We start from the raw sequence: 17,280 nt of genomic DNA, 5'->3' as shown, positions 1-17,280 counted from the left end.
CTTTATACTAAACTGCTAAGTAAACAATATAAAATGAATGTTTACTTAGCGGTTTGGAAAAAAATTCAAACAGTTAAAAAAGCGGAATACTTTGCGGAAAGTTAAAAATATTTTTCGGATCATATTTCGCTTTTACTTCCATTAATCGGTCAAAGTTGCAACTGAAGTATGCATCTGGCCAATTTTTAATGGATAGGTCAGGCGTATTAACGTAGACACCTTTTGTAAATGGAAGCATCGCTAAGCGGAAGCCTTCAACCCATCGAATACTTCCAGCGGCACCTTCTGGTTGCTCCCAAGTAGCGAATATTGACATGTTTGATAGTGCTTTTCGGTAAAAGTAAGCAGTTGCCTCATTTGGCACCTCAGCAACAGCACCGCCTAATCCGTGGAAAAATACGGAGGTGGTGGAAAAAGGAGGTGCATTATTAATAAAGTGATCGATAATGGATAGTCCTTCTTCTGGTAATAGTTCATATACATATGGACCAACACTTTTAAATGGTAAAGGTGTTGCAGGTTGCTTTTCAGCTATTTTCGCTGCTGCTTCTGCCCATGGTATTTCTTCGATAGTTACTTGCATTGGTGAACCAGCTTCTAGTAATGGCTGTAGTAGCGACTGCAATTCTTGTACAGAACCGAGAAATACACCTTGCATTAATAATGATGGTTCTAATCCTGCAGACATAAAAAGAGTAGTTGTAAATCGTTTATTAGCGCAAGGTAGCGTATATTCTTGCCAAGAGGTTAATACAGGTTTTAAATCTGATATCCCCCAGCTTATTTCTGCAAATCCTACCGTATTAATTTTATGTGTTCGAAACTTAAACGAAGTACATATTCCAAAGTTACCACCACCAGCACCGCGCGAAGCCCAATAGAGATCGGAGTTACACTTGGCGTTAGCGCGTATTATACAACCATTCGCGTCTACCATTTCTAATTCAAGTAAATGATCGAGAGTTAATCCAAACGGACGAGAGAGAATACTATGTCCGCCACCTAAAGTAACACCTGCAATCCCGGGAGTAGGACAAACACCACTCGGCACAACTAACCCTTCAGCTGCAAGTGTTTCAATTAAAGAAATATTTCTCCATCCAGTCCCGATAGTTACAGTTCCATTATTGTGATCTATTTCTAATTGTTTCATTTCACTTACATCAATTACAAGACCAGCATTACTGACGGATAATGCCTCATAATTATGACGTCCAGAGCGCATGCGTATAGGAACGTTATGTAGCCTTGACCAGCGAACAGCGTTTACTACATCCTGCGTATTTTGAGCAAAAACAATGATTAACGGAAATTTGTTGAAGAATGTATTGAATTCTTCACGCGCTGAATTATAATCAGGATCATTAGGTGTAACGATACGACCAGTAAGTTCAATTTTTTGATTATTCATTTCAGTCATCTCTCCTTGACGTGAAATATTTATAATGTGGAAATACAGAACATAAAGAAGAACTGACAATACTTTATAAGTAAATGAATAAAGGAAAAGGATTATTCCAATAAAGAAAAAGGCAGTGCTACATAAGTAGCGCTGCCTTTTTGGAATTATATGTATGTGCTCAAAATTTCCCTAGGTAATCCATCAATCTCACAAACTTTCTCCGATGTAAAACCTACACTTAGTAAAATTTTGCGAGAAGGGATATTATTCGGATCGATAATTGCTTTTAGTACGTTTACATCTGTTTGCTTCGCTATTAAAGCTAGTTGTTAATTTTTGATTATGTACGTACATACAATATGTAATTAAGTGAATGACTATCATAGTAATTACAGAAAAGGGTGAATACAGCATATGAATCAATTTGAGCAAATGATGTACGTTGGTGTCATCATGTCTATTGTACTATCTGTAATGATTTTAGGGTCCTTATATTATAATCCTCGACTATCGTTAACTGATTATCCGAAAGATATTCAAAAAGTAGTTTTTCCAAAATCGATTCATGAAAAAAAGCAAAGCATTTATTTTAATATTGTATATAATACTATTCTTTTCGGTAGTCCTTTCGTTTCTACATATATACTACATAAGCATGAAAAGTTAATGTATATGGATGCCTATTTACACACTTTTGGTATTTTAATGATTTTCAATTTAGTAGATTTACTTATAATTGATTTGCTAATTTTTTGCTGGATTACTCCAAGGTTTGTTGTGATTCCTAGTACGGAAGGTATGAAAGGATATAAAGATTATAAGTTTCATTTAAGAGGGGCTATTGTTGCTACTCAAATTTTAGCAATCGTAAGTTTATTTTTGGCGGGAATTGCCACAACTATTTAGTGTGAAGAAGGGTATGGAGCTTTTATAAAAGATAAGGAGATTTATAATATATAGAATTAGAAATGAGAATTTGATAGTATTGGAGTAAGGAGTTTTAATAACAGTATATTAAACAATATTAATATACTGTTGCAAATGTTTTGATATTATGTAAAATTATACAATTTTACGGAGGCATTTGATAAAATTCAAAAAAATTTAATGGAGGTTAATATGAAAAAAGTAATTGGCGCAGCAACAGCAACTGTTTTTGGATTGGGGGCGTTTACCACAACTGCTACCGCAGAAACAATTGTAACAGCAGATGTACTTAACGTACGTGAAAAACCGACTACAGAATCAAAAGTGGTCGAAAAAGTAAAGAATGGGCAAGAGTTAAAAGTCATAAATACCGAAGATGGCTGGTCAAAAATTGAATTGAACGGTAAAGAAGTGTTTGTAAGTTCGGAGTTTACAAAAGATGTGTATCATGTAACGGCGAATTTGTTAAATGTACGTACTGAAGCAAACACGGATTCAGAAATTCTTGGCAGACTAAAAAAAGATGATGTAATTGAATCAACGCATCAAGTAAAAGACGGATGGCTGCAATTTGAGTATAAAGGAAAAACTGCTTATGCAAACGTTTCTTTCCTATCAAGTACAGCACCAACTGAAAAGAAAACTGAAGAGAAAACGAAGCAAGTAGCGAAAGGACAAAAATCAGTTAAAGAAAAGAAAGAAGTAAAGACGCAGAAAGTAGCAAAAGCGAAAGAAACAACGAAAGCACAAGAAATAGTAAAGCCTAAAGAAGAGTTAAAAGTCAAAGAAGAAGTAAAAGTTAAAAAAGAAGAGAAAGCGCAAGAAATAGTAAAGCCTAAAGAAGAGGTAAAAGTCAAAGAAGAAGTAAAAGTTAAAGAAGAACCGAAAGTGCAAGAAATAGTAAAGCCTAAAGAAGAAGCAAAAGTCAAAGAAGAAGTAAAAGCGCAAGAAATAGTAAAGCCTAAAGAAGAGGCAAAAGTCAAAGAAGAACCGAAAGCGCAAGAAATAGTAAAGCCTAAAGAAGAGGCAAAAGTCAAAGAAGAACCGAAAGCGCAAGAAATAGTAAAAGCTAAAGAAGAAGAAAAAGCAAGAGAAATAGCAAAAGCTAAAGAAGAAGAGAAGGCAAGAGAAATAGCAAAAGCTAAAGAAGAAGAGAAGGCAAGAGAAATAGCAAAAGCTAAAGAAAAAGAGAAGGCAAGAGAAATAGCAAAAACTAAAGAAGAAGAAAAAGCAAGAGAAATAGCAAAAACTAAAGAAGAAGAAAAAGCAAGAGAAATAGCAAAAGCTAAAGAAGAAGAGAGAGCGAAAGAAGCATCTAAAAACAACATACAGTCTGCTAAACGTGAATTAACGGTAGTAGCGACAGCGTATACTGCTGATCCAAGTGAAAATGGTACATATGGTGGACGCGTTTTAACTGCGATGGGGCATGATTTAACGGCAAATCCGAATATGAGAATTATCGCAGTTGACCCGAAAGTAATCCCATTAGGATCTAAAGTATGGGTAGAAGGCTATGGAGAAGCTATCGCTGGTGATACTGGAAGTGCAATTAAAGGTAATCGTATTGATGTTTTAATGGGTTCAAAAAGTAAAGCTATGAATTGGGGAAGACAAACTGTTAAAGTGAAAATTTTATAGTAACAATAATTATCCAAATAGAAGTCAGTTCTCTTTATTGAGGCTGGCTTTTATTTTTTTAGTAGAAGGATAATAGGATTTTTAAATGGCTTATTACTAAATCTGTAACAAAACATAAAAATTGTATGATGTTTAGAAAATAAAACTATTAAGAATGAGGTAAGGAAGTAGAACAGAAGTTTATTGAGAAGTAGAGAAGAGTAGTATGTTGAAAACGAAGGATTAACGTATAATGAAATGTATAAATTGGATCAAATCGTTTACTAAACACTTTCACTCATAATAGTGTAATTAAGTTCAAAGGATAGGTGTATTTCATGAAAGAAGTAAGAGAATATATTGAAACAAAGAAACAAGGTGTATTGGAGCTGCAAATAAAAGAAACTGAAGAAAAGTTAGGTGCTGCTTTCCCAAATCAATATAGGGATCTTATTAAATTAGTTAATAATGCTGAAATAGGGGAATGGATACTATATCCGATTAAAGATAATAGAAATGTAACGAAAACTTGGGATGATATAGTTAGACAAAATGTTGACATGAGAGATGAGTATATGCCAGAAAACCTTATCATAATTGGTGACGATGGTTCAGGGGATAAATTGTGCTTTAAAATAAATAATGGAAAAATGGATGATGAAATATACATTTGGTATCACGCGGATGACGAAATGGAAGAAATATCTCCGAGTTTAAAAGAATTTATTATGGAAACTATTCAGGAAGACGATGTTTTTTAGTCTTAATTATTATCATTTTGTGAATCATTCTTATAAAAGGCGAGGATAGAATATGACAACAGAATTATATGGTGCACATTGCAAAGAAAGGAAAGGGTATAGAGTAATTGAAGGAAGAGGTTCATATAATCATTATTTTGGCGGTCAAGATTGTAATTTGCCAGTATGTAAGTTATGCGGTGAAAAGATGCATCAAATTCTCTGTTTTGATTTAAAAGATGGGAGACTTGCTGAACTTAAAAGTAATGAACTAAATATTTTACCATTCGTTTCATGTTTAAACTGCGCGATGGTATGGGAACCGCAATATTTTCAGTTAAGTGATGGAGGGAAAACTGTTCAAATCATACAGCAGCAAAATACAGAAGAATGGATAATGGAAGAGGAATATAAGTTACCAGTTTTATTACCAAAAACAACGGTAAAGCTTATAAATATGAAAAATGAAGATATACCTACAGATGAAGATAGTTACTGGGAAGCTTTTGACTTGTTCGGTTCTGAATATGTATGTAGATTATTAGGGGTACCGTTATATGATGATCTTCCAAAGGATTTGGCGTGTCCAACTTGTGCGAAAGAGATGAAATATGTTGCTACAATTACTCAAGATATTGAGGAACGTGGACTTATTTCAGTAGTTAATTTCCAGTTTGGGGAAATGAATATATACTATTATTTATGTATAGATTGTTCAATTATAAAAACTGAAATACAAAATACATAACAAGCCTAACATAATATGTTAGGCTTGTTTTTTGATCGCAACATCATTAAGAATTGCATCAAATATATCTTTTTGCGTAAAGTTATCTGTAAAAATAGTTTCTCTGGCAACCTTAATAGTATCGTGCGGATTATACCATTTTTGTAGGGAATCTTCACCAAATTCGTGTCGTTTGTCCCTTGTGTTATGTCGTCTAATAGTTTCCTCTAATGATAAATCAAAGTAATATGCAAATGCATTTTCATCAAAATAACGAATTAATTCTTCTAACATCTCACCATACCTATGACTGTTCAATATACCTTCTAAAATAACAAATTCACATTTTCCTTTTCCGTACTTCGTAATTTCAAATAGTAAATCATGTGATAAATTACCCATTGTGTCGTGTACTCTAAGCATATCTCTACGTACAACATCCTGTGATACTAAAAGTGTCCCTTGTCCGAAATGTTCTTGTAGTTGTTTTGCAATCGTTGTTTTACCACTTGCGGAGTTTCCTCTAAGAATGATTAAAGTGGATGTAAATATAGGATTAGACATAATGTATTCCCCCAACAGTATTAATTATATAGAAAATTTTAACAAATAAAGTGAGGAAAGTGTATAATCAATATGATGGATATTTAAGGAGGGGGGTAAGTTTCGTTATCTAGGGGCATTTTTTATTGTTCAGTTACTGTTTATTTTGTGTGAAATAACTGGGTGGGTACCAAACTTTAGGCCAGGCGGAGAGTTTTTTAATAGAATATTAAATTCTCAATTTTTCACTGAATGGTTCACACTCTATACAATCCCGCAATTTAACGTATTTACAGCATTTTTTGCGATTACATTACTACCATATGCATTAGTAGGTGCAATGAAAGATGTAACAGCAAGAAAAAATATAAAGGAATAATAGAGGTAGAATATGCTTTTTCAAAAAGAAGGTTTATTGATTAGATACGTAATGGAAGATGATGCATCTATCATTTCTAAATGGTTAATGGACCCAGCAGTCCTGCGGTATTACGAAGGACGAGATAATCCGCAATCTGTAGAAAAGGTGCTTGATCATTTTATACATAGTCCAAACAGTAATGAAAAAAGATGTTTAATAGAATTTGATAACATTCCGATTGGTTACATACAAATGTACCCAGTGGATTCAGAGTGGAAAGCGTTATATGGCTATAAAGAATCACAAAATGTATGGGGTATGGACCAATTTATCGGTGAACCAGCCTATTGGGGAAAGGGAATTGGAACAAAACTCGTTCAGGCAGCAATTACATATATTATGGGTGAAATGGGAGCAGAAGCAATTGCAATGGATCCGAAAGTAAATAATGAACGAGCAATAAAGTGTTATGAAAAAAGTGGATTTAAAAAAGTAAAGATTTTAAAGGAACATGAGTTGCATGAGGGGAAATTAGAAGATTGTTGGATGATGGAATATAAACAATAATAATGGCTTATACAAACAAAGGGGGATGTGTGAAATGAAAAAAGCATTAATCGTAATTGATGTGCAAGCGGGTATGTATACAGCTGGAATGCCAGTACATAATGGGGGAAAGTTTTTACAAACATTGCAAGAGCTTATTAGGGAATGTCGTTCAAATGATATTCCAGTTATTTATATCCAACATAACGGTCCTAAAGATCATCCGTTAGAAAAAGGTACGGATGGATGGCGAATCCATGCGGCCATCGCTCCGCAAGAAGGAGATCATATAGTTGAAAAGACGACTCCAGATTCATTCCATAATACAAACTTAAGCGAAGTGTTACAAGAGAAAGGAATTGAACACGTTATTCTTTCGGGAATGCAAACAGAGTATTGTGTAGATACGACAACGCGCAGAGCATGTAGTGAAGGATATAAAGTAACGTTAGTGAGTGATGCACATAGTACATTTAATACAGAAGTGTTACGTGCTGAAGATATTGTGAAACATCATAACGCAGTATTGGGAGCGTTTGCGGATGTTGTTGCAGTAAAAGACTTAAAAGTGGCTGCCTCTAAATAAGAGGCAGTTTTTTATTAGAAAAAATAGCGTCAAATATTGTTAGTAGGTCGGTATTTTGAAATAATCACTTATATAATTTCACGTACCATAATGAAAAAATAAAAAAAGGAGCACCACATAATTAAAAAGGGCGCTCCTGCATTAAAACGTTACTTTTTTTTATCTTTATCCAATATATTTTGTTCTTCAGCAAACTCTGTACCATATGCAAAGCGGCGATTAATACGAATGTTATCATTGTTGTGCCTTGTATGAGAGTTAGAGAAGCGATGAACGATTACTTCAGATAAAGTGAAGACGATGGCAGAAAGGATACTGCCCCATGCAATTTGCATATAGTTGTCTAATAAAATATTACCGAAAATCCATACGCTTAAATATGTTAATAAGAAATCCGACATAATGGCACCAGTATTGCCAATTCGATTTAAAATGATTTTATCAACGAACATGTAGGATACGATTGTAACAAAGAGACTGAATGAAATAATTTGAACAAACGTTGCAGGGAAAAATAAAGCAAGCCCAATGCTAAATGCGATAATGCACGATATAAACTTGATAAGCACTACTGTGAAATCATTCAAAATTTACACCTCCGATTTATACATAGTTTTTCAATAAATTCTGGAGTTCATACATTGTAACGGATTTATTTACATAAAACTTTTTCATGTTCGGAATTTAGTCTAAATATTATAAAAACAACGAAAAAATGTTATAGTAAAATGAGAGTGTATGACATTTTTAGGTAAGGGGGAATCCAGGATGTGGATTACTTCAGAAGTAGAAATTCCAGATGAGTTAATTGATCACCTTGAGCAAGGAAAGTTAGTATTATTTGTTGGAGCGGGAGTTTCTATGAAAGGGAAATCAAACTTACCGAATTTTGATGATTTAGTTGATGAAATTGCAAAAACGTTATATGTCGAAAAACGTGAAATAACAGAACCACATGATTATTATCTTGGTAAAATTGCGAAAACAAAAGATGTACATCAAGTCGCAAGAGATCTTGTTCATATAGAGAAATCAAAACCGAATCCATTGCATTATGCAATTCCAAGGCTATTTCCTTTAGATACAGATATCCGCATTGTAACAACAAATTTTGATCAACATTTTACAACAGCAATTAAAGAAATAAATAGAGATATCAATGTTTATTACGCTCCAGCTTTACCGACTGGGAGAGCTTTTAAAGGTCTTGCTTATATACATGGTAATGTAGAACAGGAGAAAGAGGCTTTAATTTTAACAGATGGTGATTTTGGAAGGGCTTACTTAACGGAAGGGTGGGCGAGAAGATTTTTAGTTGATCTATTCTCAAATTACACCGTTTTATTCATTGGATATAGTCATAATGACCCAGTAATGAAATATTTAGCAACTGGTTTACCACCAAGTACAAGACGATTTGCTTTTGTCGCACAAGGAGAAAATACGTACCATTGGGAACATTTAGGGATAAGACCAATTGTGTATCCGAATAAGGTGAATAACCATCAACCCCTCGTAAAAGCAGTAAAACGCTGGGCTGAATTAATGGGTGATAATTATATTACGAAAAGAATGCGTATTCGGGATATTGTAACGGTTCCCCCGTCAGTAGAACAGGAACAATTATCATACATAAAGCAATCGATTAAAAAAATTGAAACAGTACGTTACTTTGTGGAATTTGCTCATGATTATGAATGGGTCGAATGGTTAGAAGCAGAAGGTAAATTACAAAATTTGTTTATGCTTACGCCAAACTATAATGAAGTAGATGAATTACTTGCAGAATGGTTAGTGGAACAATTTCTTTTTAGTCATCAGAAAGAATTATTTCAATTAATTTATAAAAACTATTCTAAAATATCACCGTTATTATGGAGAACAATTTGTAACTACTTAAACGAAACGAAGAGTAAGATGGACCCGCTGTTGTTTGCAAGGTGGACACTCCTTTTATTAGAAACAGCTGAAAAAGATAGTAGCTCTATAGAAAAGATTTCTAAGTTACTGCAAAAATGTTCTTTTCCTGAGCATAAAGAAATTGCCTTATTGTTACTAACTTTTATTTTAGACGGAAAACTGAAGTTGAAACGTGTAAGAAAATGGGGGAATGATACGCAAGAATCAATAGAACTCGAGGAATCGAGTCGCTTACCAGTATCTACATTTTCTCATGTGGAGCAAATTTGGAACGAAAAGATGAGGCCATATATCGCTTATTATGCTGTTCCAATTATGATGATTGGATTAGAAAAATTGAGAATGTTGTCGTTAAGACAAACGGCACTGAAAAAAAGAAATAAGGAAAATGTAGAGAAAGAGTTTCATCAAAATGATCTTGCATTTTTAATACGAATTGTAAAAGAGTGTCTAACTTATTTATGCGAAAACAATGAGAAAAAAGCGGATTATTATATTACAGAAATGATAGAAGCAAATAGTGTACTTCAAAAGCGAATTGCAATTGATGCGATGAATAAAAATATTTTTGTTCGTGTAGATGACAAAATGAAATGGTTGTTACATGAAGGACTTCTTTTAGATTTCACTTATAAACACGAAGTTTTTCAACTTTTAAAAAGGCATTATGCATATTGTTTAGAAAAAACAAAAGAAGAAGTCACTCGAACTGTAATAAAGCATCTTACAGAAGAGAGGGTATTTGATGCATATCTCGTATTAGACTTATTATTCAAGTGTGATTCAAATAGCCCATCTACGGCAAATGGGTATGAGTTAATGAAGCAAAAGCATCCTCATTTTCATTCTGAACGATACAGTGTACAAAAGAAAGAGGATACAGCAAAAAGCATTACTTGTAATGTAACTGCTGACGGATTATTGCAGCTGAAAGATGTTGAAATTATGAAGCAAGTTCAGCAATTTTCGCAAGATGGTGTTTTTGAACAACGCCATTTTTTAGAGATGTTATCAAAAGCATGTAAATTAAACACAGAATGGAGTATTTCATTTGCATACCAATTAGTAGGAGTGCAAGAAATAAGTAATGAAGTATGGTTTGTTTGTATTAGAGAATGGCGAAATAATCGAGGATTGACGAATGAGCAAATCCAAAAAATTATTCCGCTATTGCAGAAATTTGTTAGAAATACTGCTTTTCATTGGTTAATTAGTAGTTTTCTATATGAAATTAGTAATCGACTAGAAGAGTTAGAAGAGAACAGTATACGTGTTGTAAAACGATTTGCTTTTTCAGTGTTTCCTCAAGTTATGAAGAGTGATACAGACTTTAAGCTTGGGAAACAAGATTTTTATAATGAATCAATTCAGCATCCAGTTGGAAAAATGACGGCTGTATTATTAAAGTTGTTATCATATGATCATTTATACGATCGTAATGTATATGAATATTTATTTTTATTTGAAGAACAAGTAAGGGTTAATTCGGAACGAACAAACTTTATGTTTGCTCGTTTAATAGCAGATATTACATTTCTATATCATATTGAAAAACAATGGTGCCGAAAATATTTGTTACCATACTTAGATTTAAAAAAACAAAATGAGATTACGGAATATGCATGGGCCGGCTTATGTTACACGCAAATAAATTTACCTTTATTTACAGAAATGAAGCGATTTATTAAGTATGCGATAGAACATTTGGAAGTATTACATCCGCATACGAGGGAAGCTTTCTTGAAGTGGCTTAGCTTTGTATTTATTAAATGTGTACTATATTGGGAGCAAAAAACAAATTGGTTATACCCGTTACTCATACTAGAAAATGAAGAAAATAAAATTAAGTTTATGCAGTTTTTATGCTATTACGTCAAAACATTAAGTGTAAAAGAACAACAAAAGTTTTGGACAGCTTGGCTCAGTGTATTTTTGCGAGAACGACCAAAAATGGGTGAGATAACTGCGAGAGAATATGTGATGCTTTTACGTATTATTTTATACATGGATGAAATATTAGAAAAAGGATTATGTATTATGTCTCGTGCATTTTCAAGTGTACATGGTAAATGTACAGGTGAGGAAATGAAGCGGTTATTGATTGAAATGCTTCATAAAAAAGAAAGTATGAAAGCGCATAAAGAAATGTTTGCAAATGTGTTTTTTATTTTACTACAAACATGTCACGAAGCCGTTTTATTTGAAAAAGAAATCATACAAATAAAAGAATTATTAGTTCAGTATGAAGTAGAGGAATATGTTTTACATTTACTAGAAAATGAAATAATTCGCATAGGAATTGTAATGGGTGATTTACAAAAAGAATTATAGGACGAAAGTGGAATTTAAAAAAATATATAAAAAGTTGTTGACAGTGTTTTGAAAAGCGTTCTATAATACGAATCATACTTATTCAATTTCAAAAACATTTGAATAAACAAAGTGCAATGAAGAGATCACAGTAGTGGTTAGTCTTACTGTAACAGAGAGCTGGTGGTTGGTGTGAACCAGTACAGGGATAATCATGAATTACAGTCTTGGAGCATCTTTTTCGTAATAAAGATAGTTTGTCTTTATGAGGAAAAAGCGGTCAATTGATCGTTAACAGTGAAGAGAGGTAGACGGAAAGTTAGTCTACAACTAGGGTGGTACCGCGATAAATATCGTCCCTACTGATTTATTCAGTAGGGACTTTTTGTATTTTAGTGGTTCAACTTGAAAATTAAATAGTCATGCATTGAAAGGAAAAGCAGTAGTTGTTGTTTCCCTGTAACAGAGAGCTGGTGGTTGGTGCAAACCAGTACATAAACAAGAGCGAATTACAGTCCTGGAGCATCTTTTTCGTAGTAAAGATAGTATTGTCTTTATGAAGGGAAAGACGGTCAGATGATCGTTAACAATGAAGAGAGGTAGACGAAAGAAGTCTACAACTAGGGTGGTACCGCGATAAATATCGTCCCTACTGATTGAATCAGTAGGGCTTTTTTGTACAAAAAAGTGGGTTTTTAACTAGTAGTTCATGTCTTTGTACGAATTATTAGTTTAAAATAAGAAGAGGTATCGATTCCACTATAAATTTGTATAATTAGTCAGTTCAGAAAATAGAGAATTTTTTATTCTCTTACTATACTTTTAAAACATTAGAGGAGGATTTCCAAATGGCAAATCATGAATTAGATCAATTACGTAAACAGGTAGATGAAATTAACTTACAACTATTACACCTTTTAAACAAACGTGGTGAAATTGTTCAAAAAATTGGAGAGCAAAAGCAAGTACAAGGCACGAAACGCTTTGATCCAGTACGTGAGCGTGAAGTACTTGATATGATTGCAGAGCATAACGAAGGACCATTCGAAACATCAACAGTTCAACATATTTTCAAAACGATTTTCAAAGCAAGCTTAGAGTTACAAGAAGATGATAACCGTAAAGCGTTACTAGTATCACGTAAAAAGAAACAAGAAAATACAATTGTTGATGTAAAAGGTGAATTGATTGGAAACGGAACACAAACGTTCATCATGGGACCTTGTGCAGTAGAAAGCTTAGAACAAGTTCGTCAAGTAGGGCAAGCGATGAAAGACCAAGGCTTAAAATTAATGCGCGGTGGTGCATTCAAACCGAGAACTTCTCCATATGATTTCCAAGGTTTAGGAGTAGAAGGACTTCAAATTTTACGTCAAGTAGCAGACGAGTTTGACTTAGCAATTATTAGTGAAATTTTAAATCCGAACGATGTTGAAATGGCATTAGACTACGTTGATGTAATTCAAGTTGGCGCACGTAACATGCAAAACTTTGATTTATTACGAGCTGTAGGTAAAGTTAACAAACCAGTATTATTAAAACGTGGATTAGCAGCAACAATTGATGAGTTCATTAACGCAGCGGAATACATCATTGCGCAAGGTAACGATCAAATTATTCTTTGTGAGCGCGGTATCCGCACATACGAAAGAGCAACACGTAACACATTAGACATTTCTGCAGTACCAATTTTAAAGAAAGAAACACATTTACCAGTTATCGTTGATGTAACACATTCAACTGGACGCAGAGATTTATTATTACCAACAGCGAAAGCGGCACTTGCAATTGGCGCAGATGCAGTAATGGCTGAAGTTCATCCAGATCCAGCAGTTGCATTATCAGATTCTGCACAACAAATGGACATTCCAGAATTCCATAGATTCATGGATGAGTTAAAAGGTTTCAAAAATAAATTATCTTAATTCCATATCATATATGCATTGAAGAGGAAACAGTAGTGCTTATCTCACTGTTAAAGAGAGCTGATGGTCGGTGTGAATCAGTACAAAGGTAAGCATGAATTACAGCCTTGGAGCATCTTTCCCGACAACTTTTGGAGGGTAAGACGGTCGAACGATCGTTAAAGAAGAAGAGAGGTAGACGAAAGAAGTCTACAACTAGGGTGGTACCGCGATAAACATCGTCCCTACTGAGCGCTCAGTAGGGACTTTTTTGTACAAAAAAATAGTAAAGGGGCAAGAGAAATGAGATACATTACAGCTGGAGAATCACATGGACCGCAGTTAACAGTTATTTTAGAAGGTGTACCAGCAGGTTTGACACTTACGGCAGAACATATTAATAAAGAATTATTAAGAAGACAAAAAGGTCATGGACGCGGAAGACGTATGCAAATTGAAACAGATACAGTTGAAATTGTAAGTGGTGTTCGTCACGGGATGACACTTGGATCACCGATTACGTTAATTGTAAAAAATGATGATTTCAAACATTGGACGAAAGTAATGGGTGCAGAGCCAATTTCGGAAAAAGAAAGTAAAGACATGAAACGTACAATTACAAAACCACGTCCCGGACATGCAGATTTAAATGGAGCAATTAAATATGGTCATCGTGATATAAGAAACGTATTAGAGCGGTCATCTGCAAGAGAAACGACAGTTCGTGTAGCTGCTGGTGCAGTTGCAAAACAAATTTTAAGCGAATTAGGCGTGGGAATTGCAGGACATGTTCTTGAAATTGGTGGAGTAAAAGCAAAACATATTTCAAACTTATCAATTGAAGAAATTCAAACAATTACTGAAAACTCACCAGTTCGATGTTTAGATAAAGAAGTAGAGCAAGAAATGATGAATGCGATTGACAACGCAAAAAGTAGTGGAGATTCAATCGGTGGTATTGTGGAAGTCATTGCAGAAGGTATGCCGATTGGCGTTGGTAGTTACGTTCATTACGATCGTAAATTAGATGCAAAACTTGCTGGTGCAATTATGAGTATAAATGCATTTAAAGGTGCTGAAATCGGCGTAGGTTTTGAAGCGGCACGACAACCAGGAAGCAAAGTGCATGATGAAATTCTGTGGGATGAAGAAAAAGGATACACGAGAAAAACGAATAATGCCGGCGGTTTAGAAGGCGGTATGACAACAGGTATGCCAATTATCGTAAGAGGCGTGATGAAGCCAATTCCTACTTTATACAAACCGTTAGCAAGCGTTGATATTGATACGAAAGAAGCATTCCAAGCGAGTATTGAAAGATCTGATAGTTGCGCAGTACCAGCAGCGGGTGTAGTAGCTGAATCTGTTGTGGCATGGGAACTTGCAGATGCACTAGTCGAACAATTCGGAAAAGATCGTATGGAATTATTAAAACAAAACATTATGCAACACAATAACTACGCAAAAGAATTTTAATAAAAAGGTGGGTTTAACGTGCAAGTAAAAGATCAACTATCATCATTACAACCATATAAACCAGGTAAATCACCAGAACAAATGAAAGAAGTGTACGGAGATCATTCGTTTGTGAAATTAGCATCGAATGAAAATCCATTTGGTTGTTCACCGAGAGTTTTAGAAGAGTTGCAAAACTCTTGGTTGGAACATGCTTTATATCCTGACGGAGGTGCTACAACGCTCCGTCAAACAATCGCAGATAAGTTGCATGTGCAAATGGAACAAGTACTTTGTGGTAGTGGTTTAGATGAAATCATTCAAATGATAAGCCGCGCCGTATTACGAGCGGGAGATAACATTGTAACAGCAGGTGCAACATTCCCGCAGTACCGCCATCATGCGATTATTGAAGGGTGTGAAGTGAAAGAAATTCCTTTAAATAAAGGTGTATACGATTTAGACGAAATTTCGTCAGCGGTAAATAATAATACGAAAATCGTATGGATTTGTAATCCAAACAACCCGACGGGCACATATGTGAATGAGCAAAAATTAACTCAATTTATTGAAGGCATTAGTGAAAATACGTTAATTGTCATTGATGAAGCGTACTATGAATACGTAACAGCAAAAGATTTCCCTAAGACATTACCGCTTTTAGAAAAACATAAAAACATTCTTGTACTTAGAACGTTTTCTAAAGCATACGGATTAGCTTCTTTCCGCGTTGGATATGCGATCGGACAGGAAGAGCTAATTGAGAAATTAAATGTCGTACGTTTACCATTTAACGTATCTTCATTAGCGCAAAAAGCAGCGACGATTGCTTTTGGTGATGACGAGTTTATTAAAGAAATAGTTCACATGAATACAGAAGGATTACAGCAATACGAGAGTTTCTGTAAGGAAAACGGTATACCATTTTATTCGTCACAAACTAATTTCATCTTCTTACCGGTAGATAATGCTGGAGAGATTTATGAAGCTTGTGCACATGCAGGATTTATTATTCGTCCGTTCCCGAATGGTGTCCGTATTACAGTTGGAACAAGGGAGCAAAATGAAGGGGTGATTTCAGTGTTAAAACAACACTTTGAAAATAAAAAAAATAAGTCTCGAGATGAGGCAAATGCGTAAAAAGGTAGTATTAATTGGAACAGGTTTAATAGGAGGCTCTCTCGCATTAGCAATTAAGAAAGAGCACGATGTAACGATAACAGGGTACGATATATTTAAAGAGCAAGTAGAGCGTGCAAAAGAATTACACGTAGTAGATGAAATAGGAGTTGATTTACAGCGTGCATGTGAAGAGGCACATTTAATTGTTTTTGCTTCTCCAGTTGAAGAAACGAAGAAGCTATTACACAAACTTGCGTCATTCCGTTTACGAGAAGATGTTATAGTGACTGATGTTGGTAGTACAAAAGGGTCTATTATGAACGAAGCGGAAGCTTTATTTTCAAAGGATGTTTCTTTCATTGGTGGACATCCGATGGCGGGTTCTCATAAAACGGGAGTTGAAAGTGCAAAGGCACATTTATTTGAAAATGCATTTTACATTTTAACACCGATGAATCACGTGCCAAATAAACAAGTGGAAGACCTTAAAGTATGGTTAAAAGGAACAGGGTCACATTTTCTTGTTTTAAATACGGAAGAACATGATTATGTAACAGGGATCGTTAGTCATTTTCCGCACCTTATCGCAGCAGGTTTAGTAAAGCAAGTTGAGAAACATGCAGGAGATAATCCGCTCATTCATCAACTAGCTGCTGGAGGTTTCAAAGACATTACACGTATCGCATCTAGTAGTCCAAAAATGTGGAGTGATATTGTAAAGCAAAATCGAGAGCATTTAATGGTATTATTAAAAGAGTGGATCTCTGAAATGGAAGATTTATATAAAACAGTTTCTACCGGAGATGCAGGCGAGATTCAAAACTATTTTGCAGATGCGAAAGAATACCGTGATTCTTTACCAGTAAGAAAGAGAGGGGCAATTCCTGCCTATCACGACTTATACGTCGATGTATTAGATAAGGTGGGGGCATTGGCTCATATTACGAGTATTTTAGCGCGCGAGGAAATTAGTATTACGAACTTGCAAATATTAGAAGCGCGTGAAGGACTGCTTGGGGTATTACGTATTAGCTTCCAAAGGGAAGAAGATCGTATGAAAGCAAAGCTAGCGCTTGGAGAAGAAGAATACCAAACTTATGAAACAATTTAAATGAGA

At 34.7% G+C, this 17,280-nt stretch carries 15 protein-coding genes, 1 pseudogene and 3 other annotated features; of the genes and pseudogenes, 12 read left to right on the top strand and 4 right to left on the bottom strand.

Going from position 1 to position 17,280, the window contains the following annotated elements:
- Positions 1-73: 73 nt before the first annotated feature.
- On the bottom strand, positions 74-1,411 hold the full coding sequence (locus BHV55_RS14680) for an FAD-binding oxidoreductase (protein ID WP_048567556.1): 1,338 nt from the start codon (positions 1,409-1,411) through the stop codon (positions 74-76).
- A gap of 155 nt (positions 1,412-1,566) precedes the next feature.
- Positions 1,567-1,731: pseudogene (locus BHV55_RS14675) on the bottom strand (GNAT family N-acetyltransferase); the annotation flags it as partial.
- An 85-nt stretch (positions 1,732-1,816) separates the two neighbouring features.
- Here BHV55_RS14675 and BHV55_RS14670 point away from each other — a divergent pair.
- From BHV55_RS14670 to BHV55_RS14655, 4 genes are all read left to right on the top strand, one after another.
- Positions 1,817-2,308: a hypothetical protein gene (locus tag BHV55_RS14670; RefSeq protein WP_001071232.1), complete on the top strand. Its 492-nt coding sequence runs from the start codon at positions 1,817-1,819 to the stop codon at positions 2,306-2,308.
- Between the two features lie 213 nt (positions 2,309-2,521).
- A complete protein-coding gene (gene entB / locus BHV55_RS14665; RefSeq protein WP_070757952.1) occupies positions 2,522-3,970 on the top strand; it encodes a cell wall-binding protein EntB in 1,449 nt (482 codons plus the stop codon).
- Positions 3,971-4,287: 317 nt separating this feature from the next.
- The gene (locus BHV55_RS14660) at positions 4,288-4,710 is read left to right on the top strand and encodes an SMI1/KNR4 family protein (protein ID WP_000665936.1); all 423 of its coding nucleotides are present in this window, start codon (positions 4,288-4,290) and stop codon (positions 4,708-4,710) included.
- Positions 4,711-4,762: 52 nt separating this feature from the next.
- Positions 4,763-5,437 carry a hypothetical protein gene (locus BHV55_RS14655; RefSeq protein ID WP_000206086.1) on the top strand — a complete coding sequence of 225 codons (675 nt, stop codon included), beginning with the start codon at positions 4,763-4,765 and terminating at the stop codon, positions 5,435-5,437.
- Between the two features lie 18 nt (positions 5,438-5,455).
- Here BHV55_RS14655 and BHV55_RS14650 read toward each other — a convergent pair whose 3' ends face one another.
- On the bottom strand, positions 5,456-5,980 hold the full coding sequence (locus BHV55_RS14650) for a kinase (protein WP_000070080.1): 525 nt from the start codon (positions 5,978-5,980) through the stop codon (positions 5,456-5,458).
- 79 nt (positions 5,981-6,059) lie between these two features.
- Here BHV55_RS14650 and BHV55_RS14645 point away from each other — a divergent pair, with 79 nt between their 5' ends.
- The 3 genes from BHV55_RS14645 to BHV55_RS14635 are packed head-to-tail and all read left to right on the top strand — an operon-like array spanning position 6,060 to position 7,452.
- Complete coding sequence (locus tag BHV55_RS14645) at positions 6,060-6,338, top strand: YfzA family protein (protein WP_033667163.1); 279 nt, start codon at positions 6,060-6,062, stop codon at positions 6,336-6,338.
- A 12-nt stretch (positions 6,339-6,350) separates the two neighbouring features.
- The gene (locus BHV55_RS14640; RefSeq protein WP_000898764.1) at positions 6,351-6,887 is read left to right on the top strand and encodes a GNAT family N-acetyltransferase; all 537 of its coding nucleotides are present in this window, start codon (positions 6,351-6,353) and stop codon (positions 6,885-6,887) included.
- Positions 6,888-6,921: 34 nt separating this feature from the next.
- Complete coding sequence (locus BHV55_RS14635; protein WP_000709536.1) at positions 6,922-7,452, top strand: cysteine hydrolase family protein; 531 nt, start codon at positions 6,922-6,924, stop codon at positions 7,450-7,452.
- A gap of 149 nt (positions 7,453-7,601) precedes the next feature.
- Here BHV55_RS14635 and BHV55_RS14630 read toward each other — a convergent pair whose 3' ends face one another.
- Positions 7,602-8,039, bottom strand: a complete 438-nt coding sequence (locus BHV55_RS14630; RefSeq protein WP_000997702.1) for a YndM family protein — start codon at positions 8,037-8,039, stop codon at positions 7,602-7,604.
- A 181-nt stretch (positions 8,040-8,220) separates the two neighbouring features.
- On the opposite strand from BHV55_RS14630, the gene BHV55_RS14625 reads away from it, so the two are divergent.
- The 5 genes from BHV55_RS14625 to tyrA all read left to right on the top strand — a co-directional run bounded on the left by BHV55_RS14625 (position 8,221) and on the right by tyrA (position 17,274).
- Positions 8,221-11,703, top strand: a complete 3,483-nt coding sequence (locus BHV55_RS14625; RefSeq protein WP_070757950.1) for a DUF4020 domain-containing protein — start codon at positions 8,221-8,223, stop codon at positions 11,701-11,703.
- Positions 11,704-11,810: 107 nt separating this feature from the next.
- Positions 11,811-12,046: a binding site (T-box leader), on the top strand.
- A 54-nt stretch (positions 12,047-12,100) separates the two neighbouring features.
- Positions 12,101-12,336: a binding site (T-box leader), on the top strand.
- A 194-nt stretch (positions 12,337-12,530) separates the two neighbouring features.
- Complete coding sequence (locus tag BHV55_RS14620; RefSeq protein WP_001273575.1) at positions 12,531-13,607, top strand: bifunctional 3-deoxy-7-phosphoheptulonate synthase/chorismate mutase; 1,077 nt, start codon at positions 12,531-12,533, stop codon at positions 13,605-13,607.
- A gap of 9 nt (positions 13,608-13,616) precedes the next feature.
- Positions 13,617-13,836: a binding site (T-box leader), on the top strand.
- Positions 13,837-13,889: 53 nt separating this feature from the next.
- Positions 13,890-15,062 (top strand): chorismate synthase, encoded by a 1,173-nt coding sequence (gene aroC, locus BHV55_RS14615; RefSeq protein WP_001269428.1) that lies wholly within the window; start codon positions 13,890-13,892, stop codon positions 15,060-15,062.
- 18 nt (positions 15,063-15,080) lie between these two features.
- Positions 15,081-16,181, top strand: a complete 1,101-nt coding sequence (gene hisC / locus BHV55_RS14610; protein WP_070757948.1) for a histidinol-phosphate transaminase — start codon at positions 15,081-15,083, stop codon at positions 16,179-16,181.
- Positions 16,174-17,274 (top strand): prephenate dehydrogenase, encoded by a 1,101-nt coding sequence (gene tyrA, locus BHV55_RS14605; protein ID WP_001228131.1) that lies wholly within the window; start codon positions 16,174-16,176, stop codon positions 17,272-17,274. Before hisC ends, tyrA begins: the two co-directional genes overlap by 8 nt.
- Positions 17,275-17,280 lie beyond the last annotated feature (6 nt).

Source organism: Bacillus sp. RZ2MS9, from assembly GCF_001816185.2.
GTDB lineage: Bacteria > Bacillota > Bacilli > Bacillales > Bacillaceae_G > Bacillus_A > Bacillus_A cereus.
The sequence above is the reverse complement of the archived record's forward strand: the minus strand, read 5'-3'. Positions and strand labels throughout refer to the sequence as shown.